This window comes from Collimonas sp. GW821-FHT02H07 (assembly GCF_059421505.1).
In genome coordinates this window covers 111,444-136,176 of sequence record NZ_JBWKVC010000015.1, presented here as the reverse complement: position 1 = coordinate 136,176, position 24,733 = coordinate 111,444, and the positions used below count along the sequence as shown (strand labels likewise).

Sequence of the window (24,733 nt, the reverse complement as noted above, 5' to 3'; positions counted from 1 at the left end):
TTTACGTAGGTCATTTTTTCCTCTATGGTGGCAGTGTCTTGCCAAATGACCGTTTACACAAAACTAATTACACCCTCATTACAGCAGCAATAGTTCCTTACAACCCGAGAATGAAAAAGCCCCGGGCCGATGGGGGCGCGAGGCTTCGATATACCTTTCATCCGAGCGTCCGGCCAGCTGACTAGCCTGTCACCTCGCTCAAAGCAGCTTTACGAGTATTCTGCCCGGCGGCTTTTGTATGGAAGAAGTCGATCGTTTGACCTTCGGCACAGGCAAAATAACGATCAACTGAATCAAGAGTGACCGTCGCACCGAAGTGCTTCCCGTTTCCAAAGGATGGATCTCCCCCCATGGTTGCGTTGTTGATGGTCACAATCCCTTGATTTCGATTGATGGCCGCTTGCAGTACTTCCTGCACATTGACAACCTGACTTTGGTCTTGATTCCCACCATTGAGGGCACCATACACAGCAAATTTTACGGTAAGAACAGTCATCGCAATTTCCTCCCAGTTATTTTTTAAGTGTGGCCGAATAAAATAAATTGTCGCCGTAGCGACAATGCGAGATCTAACCGTTGCATCGTGATCCGATACTCCCCGCACGCCTTGAGATCGCGACTATTCGATCACGGTGGGAGATTGCAATGCACGATGTAACCAATACAGAGTAGTTCAATAAATTGGAATAACACCTGTCAAATATGATAGGTCGGCCACATCCGCAATCTCTCCAGACTGCAGATGTATTCCAAGAGAAAAGCAAAAGCCCCGAACCGATGAAGGTACGAGGCTTTGATCTGCAATACAGAAGATGATGAAATTTCGCGCTTATCTATAAAGTGACAGCGGCGCGAGCGTATCTACTTTCGTCGCAATCTATGATCGCATGGATCAGCGAGCTTTACGATCGTCATGCAGATGCGACTAAAAACTCTATGTGATAACCATGTTCATTGGTCCATTCGACCAGAACGGGGCTATAGATGCCTTCGAAGACCCCGTCTATCGCGCCATCGAGAACAAAACATATCCTCGTCCCAACCTCTGGGTCGAACAATGTCGCCCCAGGCGGGCCGCTCATCGTCTGCGCCGATAAGCATGACCGCGAAATGGATAAAATTGAAGAGTCCTTAGGGAAAACTATCCCAGAGTTAACCCAAAAGAAAAAGCCGCCCAAAACTGAAGGCGGCTTTTCTTGGAAAGTCATTTAATTTCAACGACTTGTATTCTTGGCGGAGAGAGGGGGATTCGAACCCCCGATAGGCTATGAAGCTACCCATCCATTGCCGTATTTTTCTTAGAAATCAAGCGTTTCCATGAAGCTGCTTGCGATATTAGATGTAATTTTCGATCTATATAACTCACTGATATAGTTGATTTTTGTATTTACCAATATCGCAGTTTTATAGGTAAGAAACGCATCAATGTGGTTGGATTCGAACCAAGTAGATCGGGGTATTGTAGGACCAATTTTTCTATAACGAAATTCCATACATATCCCTAAAATCCCCTAATTCCTCCTCGTACAAAGGTACAAACGACGCAAAGACTCTCTAGCCACTTAACCAATTAAACGTCTACGCCTTATACCCGCTACTGCCCATACTATTGGGACCAAGAGGACAAATATAACTCCGTAGCTGAACATCTTCCGCCTGCTATTTATTTTATTCAGAAACCCCTGATTCGGCGGAATTGAACTAAAGACCAACCTCCCTGACAAATCCACACGAATCAAACTATTGCCACAAAAGTACGCGTGGACAGGTTGCCCGATATGTTTTTCAAGTTCCATATACGGCCCCTCGCATCCACCTCTCCCACCACATCCAGCAAGGCGAATCTGGTTCGGAATTTCCCCACCAATCTGACGCGCAAATATCGACGGGCCGGATCGAACAAGGACACCATCAACAAACTTATCGGCGATCACTTCGCCAGACCCGGATACTGAGCAGACATTGGCTTTATCTGGTACGCGTAGTATCAGAGATAACGTAATTGGAAGCGTGAGCAATAGAGTAAAGCTCGCAATGACCAATATGGCCCAATAATTAGACGTACTGTTACTTGTCGCATTAATTGATGGCACTTCCACGATCAATCCTTTATTACTTATTGTGGTTTAGGAGTGGTTGGAGGCACAACAGATTGCTTGGCGCGTAACTGCTGCACGTAGCGCAGCTCTGCTTTAGCCTTTGAGTCATTTTGATCAAGGTCAATGCATTGCTGGTATATTTTTTCAGCATCATCCAGTCGATTCTGTTCGACATACGCATAACCTAAGCCTCGCCATGCTCTCGATAGTTCTATATTTTTAAGGTCCGCGGGCGAAAATTCACGAGCAGCCGCTTCAGCAAGCTGGAACGTTTGAATGGCCATCGACCAGTTCTTTTGTCGCTGGTATATGTTGCCTAGTTCAGAGAGATACTGAGAATTTCGCGGTGAAAGTGCAAGCGCGCGTTCCAGGACTTCTTTCTCTTCAGAAATGCGACCTAATTCACCTAGGGCATATGCCTTCGTATAATACGCCGTTACCCAAGTAGTAGAAGGAATCACTAGGGTGTTCACATGTTTATTTGCCCCCTCGCCAAGATACATAAGACTTTCCTGAAGCGTGCGCGCACTAAATAGTTTTTGTTCTGTGCCTTTGTATTTCGCTTGGTAATAATCAATAATTTTATCGAAATAGCCATCTATCGCCGCTTGAGCGTTACCGCCTTTTAGTAAAGCGACACCATCACTCAGCAACTGAAATTGCTGAGCCTCCTCTTTCGAGGGAGTCTGTAAATTAGAAGGCTCTTGATCAGCCCATGTCAACGTGGCAGAAAAATAAAAAAGACAGAATAGGCATAAAAAAAAACGGCGCATAATTTATTAAACTCCGATGAGAATTGAATGGTAGCCAACTGTCGCTCAAATAAAGGTGCAAAAAAACGACCCCTACACTTGCCGGTCTTAAACTACACAAAATGCGCATACAAACAACGGATAAAAATTCGAATGAAACAGCGTGATGTTCTAAAATTTCCTGTCCTCCCCTTTACCTTTATGGAGGAGTGATAGGACGCTTATGTTGATCTGCGTTGAATTGAATAAATACCTGATTCGTCTTGTAAGAAATCCACACCTTGCGCCAACGCAAAAAATCCATTCCAAGCAGCATATCCATGTTGTGCAGCATGGAGTTTTGAACAAGCATCGGTGCGTTCTTGATAGTGGCGCTCCCGATACGCATAGTCTCGAAACTGTGGCGGTGCCCTGCTATCGCAACCCCATTCGACCCAACTAAGGAACTCGCCGGCTCCTGATCCAACGCAGCACCATCGATGCCTACTGTAACCAGAGCCGCTTCGCGGGTGATATTGGAAGTGTTTGAGCCTGTATCAAGAAGTGCTCGCACTGGACGCCCATTCAACTCAACAGGAATAATGAAAGCATTCTGCGGGGTACGTACCGGACGGAACGATTGAAAGTGGCCGGACCATTTTGGTGCAAAGTGCTCGTCGCAATGCGACAAGGTATACAACGTCATCTTGTGGTTTGGGAAATCGAGCTCAACATCGTATTTCGCGAGCAAGTCGGTGCCGATCAAGCCGACCGGCGATGCCGGGTCGGCTTCCAGTTCGGGGCGAACAATATTAGATGTACTTACATCATAGTTTTCCAGTTCGAGTGGGCCGAACTTGATCGAACGTACTATCAGCGCGTGTTGTGCTGCTGCTACCCCTCCGACTCCATGGATGCGAACCAATTTATGAGGGTCTTGCGGCAGCTCCAGTACCTCGGCGAATCGCGGCGACAAGGTGGTCTGACCCGCTCCCGTATCAATGAGCATGGACACAGTTCGATCATTCATGCTGATGGTCGTTACAAATTGACCATGCACTTCGCTCATCGGCAACTCTGCTTCCGCAACAAACAGGCATTGGGCGGTGTCGGCCACGGCATTGGTTTGCGCATATATTTCTTGCGCAGCGATCATTTGTCCCATCTCAAGCAAGAGAAAGATACGCAAGTAAGAAACGATGTTTTTCATTGCTGTCACATTTTGAACATGGTGGGGAATTCCGCTTTCAATGAATCTGCGACAGATTCAAATTGCCGATACTCGCAGCAAGCTGAATCCGCGCATTTTGCCATGTCGCTATTGCCTGAATACGCTGCTGCTGCGCATTGGCCAGCGCCGTCTGAGTGGTCAACACTTCGAGAATATTCGCAACACCTTTTTGATAGCGGCTCTCGGCGGCCTTGAAGGCGTCATGCGCACTATCCAGAATGTCCTGCGAGGCATGCAAATTCTCCGCGCTGACTTTGAGGCTCTGATAACTAGTCCAGACAGTCACTGCGACTTGTAGCTCGACATCGGCAAGATTGGCTTCTTTTCCCTCCACTTGCGCCTGTGCAGTACGAATTTTGTAGGTTCTGCTAAATCCCTCAAAAAAGGGAATGTCGACCTGCACCCCGACATACCGATCGCGCCCGTTGGCGCCAATATACGGTTGACCGACTCCCGAGCTTTGCGACTGGTTGTTCGCGTTGTAGCGACCAACCAGGCTGATCGAAGGTCGTCCCTGTGCACGCACCAACTGCTCGTTGGCCTGTGCCGCCTCCACATCCGCCTGCGCAGCAATCAGCGAGGGATGCGTTTTCTGGGCCGACTGCAGCAATTCCCCCACTGACCGTACAAGCTCCGACTCCGGCAAAGCGGCGCCATCCGACTCGATCAAGACGACAGAAGCATCCGGACGTTGCCCCATATCGATTGCCAGCGTACCCAATGCAGACTGCCAATCCCCTTCAGCTTTGTTACGATTGAACACCGCCTGTGAGTATGCGGTCTTGGCTTGTAATTGATCACTGACCGCCGCAACACCTTTACTTACACGCACTACCGCCGCATCCAGCACATGTTTGGCGTCGGCTTCAATATCGATCGTCGCCTGAATGTTCTTTTGCGCGACGAGCGCCGCGTAATAATCTTTGACAGCTGTTGCAAATACCGTCTGCAATACGTTGTCCTGACTTGCCATGGCAGAGGTCAGCATCTTTTCTGCATTGTCTACTGTAGCTGAGTGCAGACCGAAATCGTATAGAATCCAATTAAGAGTCAGCGTGTCGTTATGGTAACTGCTATCTGATCTTACATAAAACGGTACGACGTTGGTGCCTTGGCTCGTGGACTTATCTTTGATTGCTTGCACTGAGCCGCTCAGGGTCGGCAGATAGGCCGCCTTGGCGACGCCAACCTGCGCCGCTTGTGCCTTCACATTGGCCCAGGCCGCTCTTGTCTTCGGGTTGTGGCAGAGCGCATTTTCTACAATGTCGAGCAGGGTATAGGTCGCTTCCGGCCCTTCCGTGCATCCATGAGACGCGACCGACGAAGCCATCATCGCACTGGCAGGACTCGCCGGCACGCTACCAAGCTGAAACAGCGGATCATGCGGCGCCAGCTCAAATCCGAAACAAAGCTGAGTGCTCGTCAACAAGCCCAGCAACACCCATTTACTGGCACGGTGTCGCGATGGCGCTCGCCATACTGTACGAACGCCACCGGATAAGCAACCGCCGGTCAAGCCAATCATCTCCTTCAACATGATTGGCTTAAGCCGGCGATACCAACGCCGAATTGATGAAAAATTGTCGGCATCCGTCAGGCGTGCTGAACTACATGAGATGCAGCTAGATGGAAGGTGTCGGCAATGGCATTCCTTGATGAAAATGTCTGATCAATCCCCGTGTTGCCATCAGTGAACGCGGCCATGGATTGAATCAAATGATTCAACGAACCGGACGACGAGCCACCTGAACTGCTTCCCGATGTTGTTGGGGACGTTGTCGCGGCAATGGGATTGAACGCCAGATTGACACCAGCGATATCCCCAGTGACGCCATTTTTCCACGTGAACGTACTGTCGTTGAGAATCGTGTTACCGTTGTTATTGACCTTCTCTGCAGGTGAATTCAAATTGATAGAAGTGATACCCAATTGACTCAGTGTCTCCAGCTGCCCTTGTTGGAAGTTGGCGGTGCCGGTCGGGTCTACCCACACCTTTAGTTCATTCCACAATGGATTACTGGCATCCAATACCCCACCGGTCTGCTTCGCCAACATCGACAGCTGTGCAAAACCAGCCACCAGATTGGAGTCGTTCGTTACTGTACCGGTGTTGTTCGGATCATAGACCAGCATACCTTCACCCGCAGTGGCCCAACCGGTTTGTACCTTCTGACCATCATTCGTCATGTCAAAGTAAGCATTCGACCCTGACAGCGATGTGGTTTGAACCTTACCCCCTTGCAGATTCAGAATGACAGGGTCATTCCCCTCGCATTCAGATCCTGAATCGACATAACCCGAATCGCCATTGTCCGTATAGCCGGAGTCGGAGGAATCGCTGTAGTTCTGATTGCCGGCATACCAGGAGCCGTTGTTGTAATAGTCAACCTCGCTCCCCGTTTGGGAATTGAACTCGCCGCCGCTGGTCTCGGCGCCTGTGGTCGGATTAAAATTATCAATCTCTGAAAAATAGGAACCGCCATTAGAAAATTCTTCCTGGGTGGCGTAGGGGTGAGTCCCATCCCACGAAATAATTTCAGACAATTGACCGCTTGATTGATTAAATTTTTCAGCCTGAATTTCATTACCGGCGGCATTAAAACTATCAATTTCAGAGTAATAGCTGCCGCCGTTGGCGATTTCCCTCCAGGCAACATACGGACTGGTGCCGTTCCACACATCGGTTTCCGACAATTGGCCATTACCCGCATTGAATTTATCGGCTTCGATCTGATTGCCGCTGTCGTTGAATTTATCTTCCTCGTAAGAATAAGCGGCACCTGCTGTGAATTTAGCGTCGAAGCTTTCCTTGCCGGCAGTATCTAGGTAGAGTTGATCGGTTTCCTGCGCTGCCGAATTGAACTCGTACACGGTATCGGAATTGCCGTAGATTGTATCGTTGCCTTGCACTAGCAACGTATTGCCCGTACCGCCATAGATAGTGTCATTGCCCTCTATGATTGTGTTCCCAGCTGACTGGCCTGCCGCCAAATTGTTACCCACCCGTATGGTGTCGCCCGAAGCCATGATGGTGTCCCCAGCTGCGGTGTTCATGGTGTCGCCCGTACCCTTATCCGTAACCGAGGTATTACTACCTAGATAAATGCTACCTTGCGCATCGTTCTGCACCGTCTGATTCGTTCCGACCACGGCTAGCGTATTATTGGAGCCTAAGTCATCGACAAAATCATTGTTGCCAAAAACCGTTGTCACAGCCGTGTTGCCGCCGCCGTTACCACCAACACGCACAGTGTCGCCCGCAGCTGTAATGACATCTCCAGCTGCCGTGTTGAACGTGTCGCCTGTTCCTTTGTCGGTAACCGACGTGTTGCTACCAAGGTAAATGCTGCCTTGTGCATCATTTTGCACCGTCTGATTCGTTCCGACCACGGCGAGCGTGTTATTGGAGCCCAGGTCATCGACAAAATCATTACTGCCAAAAACCGTTGTCACAGCGGTGTTGCCGCCGCCGTTACCACCAACGCGCACAGTGTCGCCCACAGCTGTAATGACGTCTCCAGCTGCCGTGTTGAAAGTGTCGCCTGTCCCTTTGTCGGTCACCGACGTATTGCTACCAAGATAAATGTAACCTTGCGCATCGTTCTGCACCGTCTGATTTGTTCCGACCACGGCCAGCGTGTTATTGGAGCCTAGGTCATCGACAAAATCATTGCTGCCAGTGACCGTTGTCACCGCAGTATTGCCGCCGCCGTTACCACCAACGCGCACAGTATCGCCTGCGGCTGTAATAACATCTCCAGCGGCTGTGTTAAAAGTATCGCCGGTACCCTTGTCGGTCACCGACGTGTTGCTACCAAGATAAATGTAACCTTGCGCATCGTTCTGCACCGTCTGATTCGTTCCGACCACGGCCAACGTGTTATTGGAGCCTAGGTCATCGACAAAGTCATTGCTGCCAGAGACCGTTGTCACCGCAGTATTGCCGCCGCCGTTACCACCAACGCGGACGGTATCGCCTGCAGCTGTAATGGCATCTCCTGCGGCCGTGTTGAAAATGTCGCCTGTTCCTTTGTCGGTCACCGACGTGTTGCTACCAAGGTAAATGCTACCTTGCGCATCATTCTGCACGGTCTGATTTGTTCCTATCACCGACAGCGTGTTATTACTGCCCAGATCGTCAACGAAGTCGTTACTACCCGCGACCGTCGTATTACCAGTGTTGCCACCACCGTTGCCACCAACTCGCACCGTATCGCCTGCGGCGGTAATAACATCGTTCGCTGACGTGTTAACAGTGTCGCTTGGCCCATTCACAGTGACGTTTACGCCCTTACCCAAAGTGACCTTATCATTGCTGGCATTGACTACTTCACCGTGATCACCGTCAGCAATATTGACCGCTCCATTGGAGCCCAATGTAACTACGTCATTGTTACTGCTACCCGCGAGTGTCAACGTAGCACCGCCTCCCCCATTAACGGTGCAGCTTGAACCAGACAGGCTGTTGTTAATTCCAGTGAACCAGATACTATCGCTTCCTGCGGCACTAGCTACATTCCCATTACCGTTAATTGTCGCCTGCGCACCGGCGGCAAGACTGACGATAGCATTATTGAGATAGGCCACATCACCAGTACCTGAAATGGTGGCCGAAACTTGACCATTAGCTTGCGTATCAGTGCTTTGTGAATTAGCTACTTGTCCATTGCTACTCAAGTTCAATTGATTTTGTATATCACCGCCGCTGTTTTGCGGTGTATCTGCAATCGTTTCCACTAACTTACCAGATCCGTCAGTTATAGTTTGTTGAGTGTTGCCCAAAGCATCCGCAGAAGATGTCGTTGTGCTTTGCAATATGGGCTGCCCATTCACCAGTGCATAAACGTTTGTTCGCGTATTTATGCTCGTGCTGGACATCGACGTTGAAATTTGTGTATAGCCACCATCCCCATTACTATCAGGAACCGTCGCGACATTGTTGTATGCCAATATCAAATTCGCTGGTGATGACGCAAGCTGTGCAACTTGAGTTCCGTTGGCATAAGTCGTCGTATTCCAAACGCTGCCGTCTGAGTGGGTAGCTGAAGTAGTGGTAGCCGAACCTGGGGAGTCTGTCAGCGCATTAAGGAGAGATCGCATTGCGCCTGGGGACGCACTGCCGACCAAACCTCCGCCAAGTACAATCGCCGTATAGGCAGCCCACCCAGGAGGCCCGCCGGCCAATAGTGGGGTCGCATATTCACCGGCCAGCGCCCCTCCTGCGATCCCGCCTTCCATACTGGCAGTCCAATCTAGCATGGTGGTTTGAGCAGCAAGACTATTCCCACTGGCAGCTTGTTGTTGAGCAGTTTGAACGGCTTGATAATATGAGGCGCCAATTGCCGCAACACCAAAGGCACTTAGCCCTTTTCCCGCAACTGATATTAGCGTGCTGGAGTCTGCGCCGAGTAATGAAGCTCCACGTTGCAAAGTGGTTAGATTCTGACCTGTCAGAAATCCCTCATCGGTTGGTGACACAAAGGGATCAGGTACAGTATTACTAGTAGCGGTCGGAATTGTGGTCTTACCTGAGAGCAGATCAGATATAGTTGTCGTACTTGATCCAGTTGGTGCGTTACTTAAGGAGTTAACCGTACTATTTGAAAAAATAGATCCGGTGTTAATACCAAGAATCTTCCCCGACGTATCATATGCAACTTGAAGCTGATTCATCAGCCCGTATGATTCAGCGTTCACCTTGGCTGCTATATCTGCATTTGATAGTCCTTGAAAGTCCGACGCTGGCAAACCGTTGATAGGAGTACCTTTAGCAATTAGTGTCGGAATTTCGCTGTTATACCAAACACTACCAGTTCCTGCAGTTGAGGAAATACTCATTGCGTTTGTAGCGTCACCAGCAAAATCTATCGATACATTATTCCATAAACCACCCAACACCGGCGTACCGTTAGATAACACCCCGCCGTTGATCAGTACGTTTGCATCAGCTTGGCTATAGCCCGCCGTTTTTGCTGCTAACTTAAAAGCGTCTTGATATGTAAGACTGCTCAATAATTCTCCTTGCGGTGTTTGATCAACTGTAATAATTGATCCACCACTTGCGGCCGAGATAGCAGTAGCAAAAGTAGATGAATGAGTAGTCCCGACCATGCCGGCATAAAATAACGAGGTCGCATTAGCAGAGGCACCAGGAACAGAGATTGAAGTATCAGCGAGTAATTGCGTCAACCCTGCGACTCCCTGATATTGGGGATAATTAGATAAATTGTTTAATATATTTATAGCTTCACTAGACGAATAATTAGCCATTCCAAGTTACCTCAAGTATGTAGAACACGTCGAAAAATCAGTGAATCGAAATTAAAAGACTGCCAATACCGTCATCACCAAGTCGCCGTGCAAAAACCTCGAAGGCTTCTTTAATGACATCTTTTATAAGATTTCGCTCCGCTTCGAACAATTCTGGAAGGCTAATTTTTACAATCTCCCACGAGATATCACATAATTTCCCTGCTGTTCCTGGAGTGTCTTTTAGCGTTTCTATCGCCTCGATACGAATTTCCCCGCTTCCTTTCCAGTACAGCCCGAAAATTTGATTAGGCCACTCGGGAATACGCCCCTTAATAAGCCAAAAAAACACATCACGATCACGATCAATAGTCCACAAAGAGGGATGAATTTTCCACTGATTCTGATACTCCGGGTATTGCTCCCAATGGACTTTCGCACTATCTTCGACACTGATTCTTTCATTGACAAATGACATTTCATTTTTCCTTCACAAGGTTAAATTTTAGGTGTTGTAGCAAGAGAGTCTAAAAATTTTCATAAAAAATTTTGGCGATTCAGAAATTTCATGCGCAAAATTGAATGAAATACGCTCTTACAACATTTCCTACAGATACGCAAAAGTAGCGCATCTTTAGTCCGCGGTACATAGAACTTTAGTTCCTTTTTGCACGCCATCGATATGGTACAAGCGATAATCTCAAAAGATTGCGGAACCACGTACCGGTAAGTAAGGGGAAAATTTTTGCCAGAATATTTAAAATATTTTGACACCATATCCAGATTGCACACTCGCTTCGTGCTCGGAAAGTCGACGCACCAGTTGTGTCCGATTTTCCATTTCCAGCTTTTGGAAAATGCTCATCAGATGGTGTTTGACTGTCATTTCACTTAAGAAAATCGCGTTTGCTATTTCTCGATTTGTTTTGCCTTGGGCAACCCACCGCAAAACCTCTCGTTCACGTACGGACAGTAATGATAGAAGAGCTTCAAATGCATTCGCATTATTCAGATTCTCAATCACGCGACACAGCACTTCGTGCATGATCGGGGCCAATTGCCTCAGTATAGCGATATGCGTTTCGCCTAAAACGCCCGGAATACGATGAAAACTATGATAGGTACCGATGCAGCGCTCGGTATCGTAGACCGCATGTGCGGCAACATTTTTCATTCCATGTCGCTGAAACTGCTCAAACCAATGTTGGGGTATGTCTGGCCAAGGCAGATCACCGTCAAACAGTTGAGGCTCGCGCGTCATCAGCCAGCGGCGCAAAATTGGCGTATCAAGACCGCCAGCTTTATTACAAATATCTTTCAAATGCTCAATGGGATAGTCGACCGCGATGATCCCATCGGTTCCCACTCCGCCGGCATGAATACGACCGTATCCGCAACCCAATGTTTCGTGAGGAAAAATAGGGCGAATTGCTTCACGCGTCCAATGCTTGAAGTCGTCGATCGTTTGAACAGAAGCAGCCGCGCGGATTAAGTTATCAAACAATACGTCTCTATTTTTATGAGCGTCCTCAGTTTGCAGAGATACTTGGGTCACCATAGATTAACGCTCCTTCAACGCCTCACTCCGATACTTCAACAATGGTGTCAGCAGATATTCAATAATCCGTCGTTGCTCGGTCTTGATTTCCACTGACGTCGCCATCCCTGGCGAAAGGGATTCATTCTTCCCGTCAGCAATGATGGTAGCTTTCAGGAGCTTGATGCGCGCCGGATAAATCAATCCCAGCTTGTCGTCCTTGACTGCATCCCGCGAGATCGAGATCACCTTACCCGGCAACGTGCCGTAATGGGTATAGGGAAAAGCATCGAGCTTGATTGCCGCTTCCTGACCAGGTCGTACAAAGCCGATGTCCTGATTCAGAATCTGCACTTCAATTTCCAGGCCAGCATCATCCGGCACCAGCACCAGCAGCTCTTGCGCTGGTTTGACGACGCCGCCTATCGTGTGAATCTCCAATTGCTGCACCGTGCCGGCAACCGACGCGGTGAGATGCGTTTGCGTTTGCCGTTGCTCAGATTTGGCCTCATCGCCTTGCACTTGCGCCAACTGCTGTTGGGCCTGATTGAGAGCGTCCAGTTGCTCGCGCCGGAACTGCGCAATTGCGGTCTCAATATCCTGTCGCTGTTCGGCTATGCCATCGGTGAGTTCGCGGGCATAGCTTTGTTGCGTAGCCAGATCCTGGTCCGCCTGAATGCGTGTCTGCCGCTTTTCCAACGCGGCATGACGCGGCACATAATTTTGTTCTAGCAGCGATTGATAGTCGGCTTCCTCTGCTCGCGCAATCGGCAACGTCTGCTGCACCCCGTCAATTTTATGCAGGGTGGTTTGCAACTCGTGCTCACGCTTTTGCAATTCGGCCCGTAGCGACGTCAACTTGCTGCGATATTCGATGAAGGCACCTTCAGCCAATCGTTGCACGTCGTGTTGCCGCTCGGGGGTCGCATCGGGTATCGAGGGAAGTTGTGGCGGCGTGTTATCGCGTTGCGCATCCAGCAGCGCCTGTGCACGTTTGGCCGTCAGCATCGCGTCAATCCGTGCAGTGCGCGACTTGCCGACATCGGCAGTGGCGTCGGTCGGATCTAGTTCGATCAATGACTGACCGGCAGTCACATGCTGGCCATTACTCACCAGGATCGCTTTGACGATACCGGCCTCAAGCGGCTGGATCACCTTGCTGTTCCCATTGGGAACAATCTTACCCTGTGCCACGGCGACCACGTCGACCTTGCCGATGATCGACCAGATCAAGGCAATGGCGAACAAGATCATCAAGGCCCACATCAGCGCTCGCCCCACCGGCGATGCGGGCGTCTCCAGCACCTCCAACGCCGCCGGCAAGAATTCGACTTCATCCCGCTGGCGCCTGGCCGGTGCGCCCTGCGCCCTTTCTTCGGCAAGCGACGCACGGGCGATTTCCCAGTAATGGCGCAAAGTATCAAGCAACATGGAGATACCCCGTCTGATGCTGCCACAAGGACGCATAGCGGCCGCCGCGCCGCTGAATCAATTCGTCGTGCGTGCCTTCTTCGACAATCTCGCCCTTTTCGACGGTGATGATGCGCTCGGCAATCCGCACTGCTGACAACCGGTGAGCAATGATAAAGACGGTGCGGCCAGCACAAATCTGCCGCATATTGCCCTGGATGATGGCTTCGGATTCAGCATCCAGCGCCGAGGTCGCTTCATCGAAGATCAGGATCTTGGGATCGGTCGCCAGCGCCCGGGCGATCGCAATGCGTTGACGCTGACCACCAGACAGGCCAGTGCCGCGCTCGCCGAGCTCCGTGTCATAGCCCTGTGGCAGTTCCAGCACGAACTCATGGGCGCCGGCCAGCGTCGCCGCCTCGACCACTTTATCGAACGCCATACCGGGCGAGGCGAACGCAATATTGTCACGCACCGTCCCTTTGAACAGCATGTTCTCTTGCAGCACGGTCCCGATCTGCCGGCGCAGCGATGCCGGATCGAGTACTGCCAGGTCCATGCCGTCAATCAGCACCCGCCCGCGCTCTGGGGAATACAAGCGTTGGACCAGCTTAGTCAAGGTGCTTTTACCGGAACCGGAAGGACCGACAATGCCGGTGACGCTGCCCGGCTTCACCGTCAGCGACAGGCCACGCAGGATCTCCGGACCATCGTGGCGATAGCGGAACACCACTTTATCGAAGACGACTTCGCCTTTGACGGTCGGCATCGAGGTTTGCCCGCCGGACGTGTTCGACTCGGCCTTGTTGTCGAGGATGTCGCCCAAGCGATCCATCGACAACCGCACCTGCTGGAAATCCTGCCAGAGTTGCGCCAGACGCAGCACCGGCGCGCTGACACGGCCGGCCAACATATTGAAGGCGATCAGCTCGCCGACCGACAGGCTGCCGTCAATGGCCAGCTTGGCGCCGTACCATAGCAATGCGGCCGTGGTCAGCTTGCTGATGAGGGAAGCCACCTGATTGGCGGCATTCGAGAGATTGGAGGCTTTGAAGGCGATCGACACGTAGCCGGCCAGCTGCGTTTCCCAGCGGCGCTGCATCAGGGGCTCAACCGCCATCGATTTGATCGTTTCGACACCGGTCACCGACTCCACCAGGAAGGACTGATTTTCCGCGGAACGGCGGAATTTTTCGTTGAGGCGGGATTTCAATGCCGGCGTCACCAGCACCGACAAGGCGATATAGCAAGGCAAGGAGATGAACACCACCAGCGTCAAGATGCCCGAGTAGGACAGCATCACCGCGAAGAACACCAGCGTGAACAGCAAATCCATGACGACCGTCAAGGCGTTACCGGTCAGAAAATTGCGGATGTTTTCCAGCTCGCGGACACGCGCCACGCTGTCACCGACGCGTCGGGCCTGGAAATAGGCCAGTGGCAGATTCAGCAGATGATTGAACAGGCGGCTACCCAGCTCAACATCCATCCGGTTGGTGGTGTGGCTGAAGACATAGGTGCGCAGGCCACCCAATAGTGCTTCGAACACAGAAATCGTGACCAGGCCGAACACCAGTACATCCAACGTCGACATCGATTTATGCACCAACACCTTGTCGATCACCACTTGCATGAACAAGGGAGAAACCAGACCGAACAATTGCAGAAAGAAGGAGCCGGCCAGCACTTCCAACAATTGCTTTCGATATTTGACGATCGATGGGATAAACCAGGACACATCGAACTTGCCGCCGCCTTGCGATAGGATGGCGCGCGACGTGATCAGAATCAGCCGGCCGGACCACAGCTGCTCGAATTCGGCCAGAGGGAGTTGGAAAGTACGTTGCTTGACCTCATCGTGCAACAACACGCCGTTGGCGCATTTAGCGAGAACGATAAAACTGCCGTCCTTGAGCTCAGCGATGGCCGGTAACGGCGTCTGGGCAAGCCGATGAGGCTGACTATTGACTAGTCTGGCCTTGAGCGCAATCTGGCGCGCCAAACGTACCAAGGTGATCGCATCGACGCGATCCGAGCTGCCGGACAGGTGCTTGAGCCGTTCTGCACTCGCCGCTACGCCCGATAGCTGCGCTACCACCGTCAGCGACGCAATACCGCTGTCCTGCGCACCGCCCGGCAGCCGCCCTTCGCCTTCGCCGGACAAGATACGCTCCACCATTTTTATTGCCTTCTATGCACGCCCACGAGAAAGTGATTCTAGTCAATATTTCAATGTTAAAAATTGTCATTACGCCTATTGTTTCAAAAAGTTACACTTTATAAAGGAACTACATTAATGCCAGTTGCGTCCGCGCAACAATTCCAGTTGAGCTATGTCACAAAACTGGCAAAAACAAAATTATCACACTCGCAAACACCATACAAATACAGCATGTTCTGCCAAGCTGACGCTGATTCAATTTAACCTCTCTGCCCTCGCCCCCGAAGAGACAGTGTTTGAAGAGGTTGCTCATTGCCACCGATAAGCTGCGCCAAAATATGCCCCGAAGAATTGCGCTCAAATATTCACGGAGCACCATCTTTATTGTGAGCGCTGCGCAGTTCGTCATAAAACTGGCGCTGTCCCAGCGCTATCTCTCTCCAGGCACGGCAAGCCGTGGCGTTGAAGGCATCTGTTTCAGCGACCTGAGCAAGCGAAACTCCGGCGGGTTCGCGGTCAGACTCGGCGGCAGGTCCGGCAGACTCCCCTGACCAGGCGGCATCGTAGAGGCGCACGAAACCAGCATTGACAGCGAAACGGCTGCTGTCAACTTCCGTAATGTAGATCGGCACTTGTTTTTCAATTTCATCTCCCTTGACGTAGATCTTTTGGATGCGATCCCGATAAACGACCTCCGTTTTCACGGCAATCGCCCTGTTGGCGCGCGCGGCCTCCCGGTCAGCTTCGCTTCGCCGCTCCGTCTCCACCACCCATTCGGCGCGTACACGGCGTGCGCCGTGCTGGTCTCCCACAAAGATCAGCGATGCCGCTACAGCAACGGCCAACAAGAAACCCCACAGCCACGCAGGGAGCGCGCGTAATGCCTTCCACGCTGCAGCAAGTATCAGCGTCATAGCAGCACCCTTCGCGCGCACTCGCGCAGCGCAAGACGACCCGCGTAGCCATTCGCATCGCCGACCGCCGCCGTCTTGCGCCCGAGGTTGACCAGATCGCAAACACCATCGAAGTCGCCAGCATCCGCCCATCTGTTCAGGCCATTGGTTTGCCAGAACCAGCCAGCGGACCGACAGGCACCAGATGGCTGCGCGACCAGCTCCGGATGCGTTACGCAATCAATGCCAAGCGCCATCATCAGCGCCATGTAGTTGGTTCGGCCTGTGATTTGAATCAGCCCGCGTCCGCGGAACAGGTATCCGTCGCCAGTGGCCTCCACCCCATTCCCCAGCCGCCCGCCATATACAGCATTACCAAGGCGCTCAGGACTGCCAGCTAGCTCATCCGCGCGCGGGACCAGCGATCGCCAGCGCGATCCGGCCGGCGAGGCGTTGCCGATGGTGCGGATACGATCAGCCCGATAGTTCAGGTTTTCCACAAGCTGCGTCAGCCGCGCGGACTCGTGGCCGATCTGCGGAAGAAACATCGCCTGGCGCGCCGGCGAGTCAATGCCGAACTCGACCATGGCCGCATTGAGCGGGTCGATCCATGCGGCGGCCCGCTCCAAGGGAATTTGCAGGCATGCTGCCAGCTGAGATGCGGATAATTTCATAGCCGCCCCTCCCCTTCACCCTTGTCGCAGTTGCACTTGCGCCATTTGAACCAGAACCACGCCGCCAGAATGGCTACGGCGACGTTCGACATCACCTCGGATTGCTCCGCCCAGAAGCCAAAGGCGTCCGGCCGCATAATGTTCACAAACGAAGTGATCGCCACCAGCGACAATGCGAAAGTCCCGAATACGCGCGTTTCCAGCCGCTTGTTCAGTACCGCCCAGAGACAAAAGGCCACCAGCACCAGATTGGCCGCAGTGTTAATTAGCTGGATCATTGTTCGCTCCCAGGTAACGGCGCTTGAGCGCGCCGATGATGTCGGCCTCGTTGATTTCCTTGAACACTTCGCGCGCCGTGGCAAGTGCAAATAGGCCGACCAGAAATTCGATGCCGGAGTGCGTCCGGCTGCCCGTGATCGCAAACCACTCGATCAGAATTGGCGCAATATAGATGGCGCAGGCTAGGCCGGCCGTAAAGCTCGAAAGCTTCTGCCACCAATTGAGGCCATCGCCTAAAAATTTCAGCGCAACGGCAGATCCCACGGCGCCGGGCAATAGCGGCAACAGGTACTTGGTCACCGCCACCCACGCTCCCGCGGCAAAGCTAGTTGGTTCTGGCATGTCTTTCCTTAAAAAAAAACCACCCGGAGGTGGCGATGTGTGCTTGCAGCAATTGAACTACACGGTTTTGACGATAATCCGGGCTCGGCCATCACTCTCAATGGCAATGACTTTTCCGACGGCGATCATGTACTGATCGATATTCGGATAACGGACAGGGATCCCTTTGATACCCTCACCATCGGCGACAGGAATGATGTAATCGCCAGGCTTGGCATCATGGACATTGACCGGAACCTGACCGCAGAAAGCGACCCGATCCACGTGCTTCCGAACACCTTCGAAGCGCTCCTGATAAGCCGCCATCGCCTTGTCGTACTGAGCCTGCCGCGCGCCCCACTCCATATCGGTCTCCGCTTCTATGGCTGGCGTGTCGACTGTCGCCTCGGCTCCCCCCATTCGGAAGATCGGTAACGGCGGCGCGCCAACTATATCCGCATGCCCCCAGGTATCCCCGCCAACGTATGCCGGGTCAGTCGACTTCACCAAAAAAGTGACGGCGTCGGCAAACTTGTTGGTCAACTGCCCTGTAGCGCTGACGCCGGTCACATCGCCCTTTTCCAGGAAAAAATCGTCAGCTTTCGTCATGTACTCGGCGTAATCCAAGCCGGACGCGTTGATGGACATCGCTGCATTAATGGACCGCCCGCCGCTGCCACCGACATACAGGCATGCCGCCGACTGGTTGGCGCCACCAATCCCCGACTGCGTTGCCGGCACTACGGCGAGTGTGTTGTGTACTTCAAACATACTGTCGCCCCTCACGCGGGTCGCGTTGGGCGAAATGATGATTCCTGGATTATTGGTGTCCATCATCATGATGGTTGTATAGGCCTGCGAATTGTTGCGATAACCCCATTGCATCCATCGGTTGACCGTTGCGCCATCCCATCGCGCCTGAATTTCCGGCCCCCAGGTGTTGCCAAAAGCTAGCCGGTAAGTGTATTGAGTCGCAGCATATGCCGTATCTGTCGATTGAAGGACACCCGACAAAGTCAGGTTGCTGGCAGATCCGTTTGCTTTGGGTACGGCTGCATTCGCCGCAACTTGTGCGGCGGCTGCATTCTTCACACCGACATCAGCGCGCGCTTGTGCCGCCGTGACAGCAGCCACAACATCAGGGAACTGCAGCGCAATCCCGCCGTAGGTATTGATTAATGCAGCCACCTGCGCCGACAGATCCGCAATGATGCCTTGCGTCTGGAAAATGCCATAGTCCGCCGCGGCTGCCGTTGCGCCACGATAGGCGGTCGCAAGCGTTGCTGACGTCGCACTGACCACGGCATCTACCTCGTACAGCTGGAGATCCGGGCCCAAGAATGCGAAGCCCTGTTTGACGTTGGTGACGAAATCCGTCCCGCTGCCGGTGATCTCCTTTTTGCCATTGATGACGGCAATTTTTCCTGTTTTGTACCAGCTCATATAAATCCTATAGACGAAAAAAAGGCCACTCGAAAGTGGCCATGGAAGTGGGGAAACGATTTACTGATTGTGTGAAAGCTTCAAAGCCCGGTCAGGTCAACTAACAACAGATCTCCGCCGACGGATTGGGTCATGTTCTGACTGGCCACGCCGATGCTTACCTCGTGAATGTATACAGCATCACTTGTGACTCTACAGCTCTCGACCTGGGCGAAGCCGGCCCCGCTAGGGCTGCCCATATAGCGCATTCTCGGATTTGTCATCACAAAACCCCAGTTCCCCGACGGCACATTCGCATAGAAGAACCCATTGTTGGAATTGCCGCTTGATGCGACGCCAGGCAACAAATGCGCAATCTTCAGATTCGCGGTGCTGGAGTCAAACGACAATGAACCATCCGGCCCAAATACCTGCAACCCAAAGTTTCCCGGCGCCGGCGGCCCTTTATCGAACAAGTACCATTGAAACGGCGTACCTGGCGGACTTGCGCCGTCCTGGACAAACTCAAACGTAAACGCACTTCCGGACTGACTCACTTTCCAGATGGCGATACCCAAACTCGGACTCTTGATGACCACGATCGGAAAGTTGCCGTTCACCGTGATCGACACGGTTCTGCCGGTCACCGCATCCGGAAACGACAGCGACCCGGATTGTTTAAATACGTAGTTAAAATAGTCCTGATCGATTTGAACCACGCCAGCATCGCCAAACACTTGCAGACCTGCCGCCATTAAAACACCCCGTAAATAATCATCGTGTTGAGCCGCACTGGTACGCCGCTGGAATATGACCAACTCAGGGTGGCCCCGTCGATACTGATCTTGGCCGGCATAGCACCACCCGTTTGCGTTGCCCGTTGAATGAAGAACGGTGTCCCGGTCAGAAAGCCGGCATGCGCAATACTGCCATCGACAGCACCGGTTTGAACGATCCCGAGGATCCGCGCAAGTCGGTCGCTCACCTGCAGAGTCAGGTTGCCGGCGGCATCCCATATTTGGAGTCCTTGTGCCATTACCAGAGGCCCAATCTCACGCGCAGCGTGCCATTCCCGTCATACACCAGCACCTGCGAGGAATTGATCACCAGGCGCGCCTGCCCAGTCCCGTTCATTTGAAAGGTTCCGTTTTTGTCCAGGATCCACACAGGCTGTCCGGTATAACTGTTCACCGCAGTGGACTGGATCGTGTTACCGATCATCGCATTCGTAATCCACCCGGTACCGATCAACGCCTGGTTCATAAAGACCTGCCCACCCTGTACGACAAAGGGCGCCATCTTGACCGTGCCATTCACATCCAACACCGCGAACCGATCAGCCGCCACCACGAACTGAGATTGAAAGGCGCCGCTGCTGTTGTCGATACCAAGACCGAAGCTGGCGGCATAGGTGGCGCCGGTCGGGGCATGCACCTGCATCTTGACGGTGTACATCGCCGCCAGTTTGCCATCGGTCGACGTTGTGGCGCTCAGGGCTTGCTGGGCGGCAGCCTGCGCCTGCCCGGCTGTGGCCTGCACGGTTGTCACCTGCGACGCCATGGCCCCCAGCGCGTCCGCGGTCGCCGTCGAGACCGATTCGATCTTCGCCTCGTTGGCGGCAACCTTCGCCCCCAGCACGGTCCGCACGATTGACGTTGCTTTGTCCGCGCCAATCGATGCGATGATTTGTGTCGCGGCAATGGCGTCCAAATTTTCGGCCGCATTCTGCTGCTGCACAATGGCTTTCCAGACATCGGCGCCATCGGGATATTGATTGAGCTCGTCGCGTAGGTCGCCGATCATCTCGATCTTGCTCTGCAGCGCCTGGCCCAGCGCACTCTCATGGATCTGACCAAGGAAATATTTTTCGTATTCAGTCGGATCACTGCTCGATTGCCCGTTGACGCCCACCCGAGCCGGATAGAACTCGCCTTCATTGCCTGAGCGATCCACCAGTTTCGCCCAAAAATAGAATGACGTGCCGGCCGCCAGCCCCATCATCGTGGTCGCATTTTGCGGATAGGCGTAATCCGACAGCTTGATGGCATCGGCACGATTCGGCGTGCGGCTGTACCAGATCTCTGTACGCTGCGTGTCCGATGCTCCCTGAGCGGGAAAGCCCCAACTCAGCCCAATGCCGAATACCAGCGATGTGGCGATCAGTGACGTCACCGTCGGCGGCGGCGTGGTTTTACCCGTCAACTGCGTCTCTGGCGCATAGGCCGGCGTGGATCGCACTTCCATGGGATTGATCGCCCGCACCCGCGCGTTGTACCGGCCAGCGTAGATCCCCGGCACCTCGACCGTCAGCTGGCCAGTGCGCGGCAAGGAGATCCAGTTACCATCGTCCTTCTTCCATTCCGCCTGGTAGGCAATCGCCGCGCGCGCCGCCTCCCAGGAAATCGACAGCATCGTCGATGCGATCCCCTGATGCATGACCTGAAAGCTGCCAATGGTGACGTTTGCCGGCGGCGGCTGAACGGAAGGCGGGATCACCGTGATCGGTGGCGCCTCTATCCGCGTGCCGTTGTCAATATAGTCATATTTGCCGGATTCATGCTGTATCGCGGTGATCTCGTAGGTCAGATCACCCTTGTCCTTGACGCTCAGCACGCGGAATTTCTGCGCCACCAGATCAATGTTGTCGACGGACCAGACTGATTCCGCCACCGGCGCCATGCTCCAGCTCTGCGTCACCGTCACAACATTGCCGACCACCGATTGCACGATCCTGGTTTCCGGCACCGCCGTCGGCAGCATGCAGGTGATCTTGTCGCCGATGGCAATCACCGGCGCCTTATCGACGGTTACCGAGCGGTTCGTCGCCGAACGGATGCGCCCACCATTACGGCGCCCCATCCGCACCGGGTCCACAATGCGGATGATTTTGCCGGGCGCGGCGCGCAGATACTCGAGTCCAGTCGAAAAAGTCAATACATCGGTTTCCGTATTGGAGGTCAGCAGCGCCCACAACCCGTGCCGATGTGCCTGCGCCTGCGACGTGCAGCCGATCGGCGCCAGCTCAATTTGCTGGATGCCATAGCGCCGCAAGCCATCGCGATCAACCACCGGCTCGACCTTTTGCCGGCCGCCGTCAGTATTGTCGTTCCAGCTCACCAGCGCGACGGTGTAACGCTGCGTCTTCGGACTACCGGCGCGCGAGAATTTTCCATCGATGACATTGGCCGCGGTATAGGTATAGACCGGATCGTCCGGCATATCCGCGCTGATGACAATGCGGCCGCCGGCCCAGTAGGCCACACCGTGAAAGATACCGGCAATATCCTGCACCAGCTTATAGGCCGCCACGCGCTGCTGCAGGTACACGTTGCAGGTATAGCGCGGCTCCATCCCGCCCTTGCCGTCGGACACCAGCACGTCGCAATATTGGGCGATCCGGTACAGTTCGTACCGGTCGACCTGGGCAGCCGTAATGCGCCGACCGAGACCATAGATGTCATGCAAAATCAGGTCGTACAGGATCCACGTCGGATTGTTGGTATAGGCCACCTTGAACGTGCCGTCCCAGATCCCGGTATAGGTCCGCGCTGCGGCATCGTAATTCGTTGGCACCCGGACAATCCTCCCCCGCATGTGAAACGAGCGCACCGGAATATTCTGAAACTGCGACGCATCGATCTGAATGCCGACCAGTGCCGCCATCGGATAGCGGAACTTGGCATCGATGATTTCCGTCACCGACACGACATTCGTCCGGTCCGCGACCGTCGCGCTGTTGGCGTTCGGCGTGATCCGCCGCACACGCACCGTCCAGCCAATACTGGCCTTGGGCAGATCGACCCGATGGCTGCGCTCACAGGTTTGGGTTGTTTTACCATTAAAAGCCGTCTGCAGCACCTGCACATAGCTGCCGTTGTCGGTCGACAGCTCGATCGCATACTCGACACGATAGCCGTTGATGTTGCCGTTGCTGGTGTCCGTCTTGCTCAGCCCCTGTACCGACAGGCGCACTCGCACCGCCGACAACTGGGTATTGGTGATCGACCTGGCCCAGGGCGTTTCCGACTTCAGTTCAACGCCGATGCCAACTTCGTTCTCGACCGAAGGAAAGCCGGCAATCGGCTCCTGCGTCTGCGTCCCTGGCCTGAAATCGACCGTCACATTACTGAAATTGAATGAACCGTCCGGATTTTGCACCGGCGTGCCGCCGAGGAACACCGATTGCAAGCCGTTGACCAGCCCGACAATTTCCCCTGTCGAGATCAGATCCAGGGTCTTGGCCTTGGAAATGCTATGCAAGCTGTCTGGCGTTTCCCTTGGCGCGCTGCCACCGCCGCCCGATTTACCGCCTCCGGAGCCGATAATATCGCGCCGCTCCAGTACCATTGTTGTCATTGTTGATCCTCTGCGTAAATACCCCCTGAGACCACCACGGAGCCGACGATCGCCTCGCCATACAGCAGCGGCTCCGGATTCCCCTGCGCCTGCGTGTTGACCGCGCCATTCATGTTGTACGATGCCCCGTTGTTGATGTTGTCCTTTGAGCCGAGTCCCGTTTGCTGGGGCGACAGCATTTGCATCACGCCGCCGAGCATCATGCTGGCGCCGAGCTGGACCGCCCACCCCTGCGCGAAATACGTCCCGACCACGACCAGCACCGCCCCGACAATCGTCTGGAGAATGCCGCCGCGTTTGGATCCCTGGAGAATGGGGGCGATACGGATGTCATCAGCGCCAGCCGGATCATTAAGCCGATCAAGGCCAATGTTGCGCGTGCCGATGAAGCACGCATAGGCAATGCCACGATCAGCGCTACTCATCAGCTCCCGCTCGAAGCCAGGAAGCATCGCGCACAGCGCGCGGATGGCGTCGCCGGTGCTGCTGACTGCATAACGATGGACGCGACCGAACTGAGCACCGAGTTTTCCGTAGAGCCGGATAGTGCGTACTTTTCCCATTGCATAGCCAAAAAAAATGCCAGCGCGTGGCTAGCTATAGACAAAACCGCTTGCGCGGACTGATTCCGGATTGCGTGCTAAATCATCTCGCCGCGATACCGCAGCACGGCGCGCGTCACCTGCAGCCAATGACCGCCATAGACGACCTTGCAGGAAAGCTGACCGTACTCGTGGTGCATCATCCATTGCCAGCCGCCGTCGATATAAACGCCGGCGTGATTCGGGTGATTTTTGGAACGGATCTGCATCAGGATGACGTCGCCAACTTGAAGATTAGCGACGCCGTCCGGCACGACCTCGAACCCGGCCTTCGCGTAGTTGTCCAGATATAGGTTCTGGACGCCGTCATCCCACCAGCCGTCCCGCCGCTCGAAGTCAGGCAGGACAATGCCGCGTTCCTGCTGGTACCAGCGCCGGATCAGCGCGTAGCAGTCATGGACACCGTGCACGAACGGCAGGCCCAGCAAGGGCGCTTCATAGCCGGACGGCGCGAAAGTGTGGATCTCGCCGGCGACCACGGCGCCGGCATCGTCCTTGCTTACATGGACGATGTGCCACGGTATGCCCCCTTCTTCGCAGGCGTCCAGATCGGCCGGCGACGGCAGCGGCGGTCGGTCTGGATGGCTATGCACCACCGCCAGGATCTCGCCCACGTCGGCGGCCGCCACGTAATCCTCCTTGGCCAGCCTGAAATCCTGATCGTTCCTGGCGATGTTGGTACACGGAACATACCTAGTCATCCGCCCAACCCTGATGACCAGGCCGCAGCACTCACGCGGATACTCGCGAACCGCATGCGCCCGCATA

20 protein-coding genes are annotated in these 24,733 nt (G+C 53.7%); 1 reads left to right on the top strand and 19 read right to left on the bottom strand.

Features of this window, described 5'->3' with window-relative positions; all coding sequences use genetic code 11:
* Positions 1 to 181: 181 nt before the first annotated feature.
* On the bottom strand, positions 182 to 496 hold the full coding sequence (locus AC07V8_RS21230) for a hypothetical protein (RefSeq protein ID WP_494679956.1): 315 nt from the start codon (positions 494 to 496) through the stop codon (positions 182 to 184).
* A 488-nt stretch (positions 497 to 984) separates the two neighbouring features.
* On the opposite strand from AC07V8_RS21230, the gene AC07V8_RS21225 reads away from it, so the two are divergent.
* Entirely contained in the window at positions 985 to 1,212 is a 228-nt protein-coding gene (locus AC07V8_RS21225; RefSeq protein ID WP_494679957.1) for a hypothetical protein, read from the top strand.
* Between the two features lie 904 nt (positions 1,213 to 2,116).
* Here AC07V8_RS21225 and AC07V8_RS21220 read toward each other — a convergent pair.
* The 18 genes from AC07V8_RS21220 to AC07V8_RS21135 all read right to left on the bottom strand — a co-directional run bounded on the left by AC07V8_RS21220 (position 2,117) and on the right by AC07V8_RS21135 (position 24,732).
* Entirely contained in the window at positions 2,117 to 2,872 is a 756-nt protein-coding gene (locus AC07V8_RS21220) for a tetratricopeptide repeat protein (RefSeq protein WP_494679958.1), read from the bottom strand.
* A 178-nt stretch (positions 2,873 to 3,050) separates the two neighbouring features.
* Positions 3,051 to 4,040, bottom strand: coding sequence for a retropepsin-like aspartic protease family protein (locus tag AC07V8_RS21215; RefSeq protein ID WP_494679959.1), 990 nt, complete (start codon positions 4,038 to 4,040; stop codon positions 3,051 to 3,053).
* A 37-nt stretch (positions 4,041 to 4,077) separates the two neighbouring features.
* Entirely contained in the window at positions 4,078 to 5,598 is a 1,521-nt protein-coding gene (locus tag AC07V8_RS21210; protein ID WP_494679960.1) for a TolC family protein, read from the bottom strand.
* Between the two features lie 56 nt (positions 5,599 to 5,654).
* Positions 5,655 to 10,250, bottom strand: a complete 4,596-nt coding sequence (locus AC07V8_RS21205) for a beta strand repeat-containing protein (protein WP_494721491.1) — start codon at positions 10,248 to 10,250, stop codon at positions 5,655 to 5,657.
* A gap of 118 nt (positions 10,251 to 10,368) precedes the next feature.
* Positions 10,369 to 10,788 (bottom strand): hypothetical protein, encoded by a 420-nt coding sequence (locus tag AC07V8_RS21200; RefSeq protein WP_494679962.1) that lies wholly within the window; start codon positions 10,786 to 10,788, stop codon positions 10,369 to 10,371.
* 279 nt (positions 10,789 to 11,067) lie between these two features.
* Positions 11,068 to 11,868 carry a helix-turn-helix transcriptional regulator gene (locus tag AC07V8_RS21195; protein WP_494679963.1) on the bottom strand — a complete coding sequence of 267 codons (801 nt, stop codon included), beginning with the start codon at positions 11,866 to 11,868 and terminating at the stop codon, positions 11,068 to 11,070.
* Between the two features lie 3 nt (positions 11,869 to 11,871).
* Positions 11,872 to 13,278 (bottom strand): HlyD family type I secretion periplasmic adaptor subunit, encoded by a 1,407-nt coding sequence (locus AC07V8_RS21190; protein ID WP_494679964.1) that lies wholly within the window; start codon positions 13,276 to 13,278, stop codon positions 11,872 to 11,874.
* The gene (locus tag AC07V8_RS21185; RefSeq protein WP_494679965.1) at positions 13,268 to 15,436 is read right to left on the bottom strand and encodes a type I secretion system permease/ATPase; all 2,169 of its coding nucleotides are present in this window, start codon (positions 15,434 to 15,436) and stop codon (positions 13,268 to 13,270) included. The genes AC07V8_RS21190 and AC07V8_RS21185 overlap by 11 nt, the downstream gene beginning before the upstream one ends.
* A 347-nt stretch (positions 15,437 to 15,783) precedes the next feature.
* On the bottom strand, positions 15,784 to 16,332 hold the full coding sequence (locus tag AC07V8_RS21180; protein ID WP_494679966.1) for a hypothetical protein: 549 nt from the start codon (positions 16,330 to 16,332) through the stop codon (positions 15,784 to 15,786).
* Positions 16,329 to 16,985: a glycoside hydrolase family 19 protein gene (locus AC07V8_RS21175; RefSeq protein ID WP_494679967.1), complete on the bottom strand. Its 657-nt coding sequence runs from the start codon at positions 16,983 to 16,985 to the stop codon at positions 16,329 to 16,331. The genes AC07V8_RS21180 and AC07V8_RS21175 overlap by 4 nt, the downstream gene beginning before the upstream one ends.
* A complete protein-coding gene (locus AC07V8_RS21170) occupies positions 16,982 to 17,263 on the bottom strand; it encodes a hypothetical protein (protein ID WP_494679968.1) in 282 nt (93 codons plus the stop codon). Before AC07V8_RS21170 ends, AC07V8_RS21175 begins: the two co-directional genes overlap by 4 nt.
* Positions 17,247 to 17,570: a holin gene (locus tag AC07V8_RS21165; protein ID WP_494679969.1), complete on the bottom strand. Its 324-nt coding sequence runs from the start codon at positions 17,568 to 17,570 to the stop codon at positions 17,247 to 17,249. The genes AC07V8_RS21170 and AC07V8_RS21165 overlap by 17 nt, the downstream gene beginning before the upstream one ends.
* Positions 17,571 to 17,663: 93 nt before the next feature.
* The gene (locus AC07V8_RS21160) at positions 17,664 to 19,028 is read right to left on the bottom strand and encodes a hypothetical protein (RefSeq protein WP_494679970.1); all 1,365 of its coding nucleotides are present in this window, start codon (positions 19,026 to 19,028) and stop codon (positions 17,664 to 17,666) included.
* Positions 19,029 to 19,108: 80 nt separating this feature from the next.
* Positions 19,109 to 19,762 (bottom strand): hypothetical protein, encoded by a 654-nt coding sequence (locus tag AC07V8_RS21155; protein WP_494679971.1) that lies wholly within the window; start codon positions 19,760 to 19,762, stop codon positions 19,109 to 19,111.
* Complete coding sequence (locus AC07V8_RS21150) at positions 19,762 to 20,043, bottom strand: hypothetical protein (protein ID WP_494679972.1); 282 nt, start codon at positions 20,041 to 20,043, stop codon at positions 19,762 to 19,764. The genes AC07V8_RS21155 and AC07V8_RS21150 overlap by 1 nt, the downstream gene beginning before the upstream one ends.
* The gene (locus tag AC07V8_RS21145) at positions 20,043 to 23,363 is read right to left on the bottom strand and encodes a TipJ family phage tail tip protein (protein WP_494679973.1); all 3,321 of its coding nucleotides are present in this window, start codon (positions 23,361 to 23,363) and stop codon (positions 20,043 to 20,045) included. The genes AC07V8_RS21150 and AC07V8_RS21145 overlap by 1 nt, the downstream gene beginning before the upstream one ends.
* Positions 23,360 to 23,926 (bottom strand): tail assembly protein, encoded by a 567-nt coding sequence (locus AC07V8_RS21140; RefSeq protein ID WP_494679974.1) that lies wholly within the window; start codon positions 23,924 to 23,926, stop codon positions 23,360 to 23,362. Before AC07V8_RS21140 ends, AC07V8_RS21145 begins: the two co-directional genes overlap by 4 nt.
* 77 nt (positions 23,927 to 24,003) lie before the next feature.
* Entirely contained in the window at positions 24,004 to 24,732 is a 729-nt protein-coding gene (locus AC07V8_RS21135) for a C40 family peptidase (RefSeq protein WP_494721492.1), read from the bottom strand.
* Position 24,733: the final 1 nt, after the last annotated feature.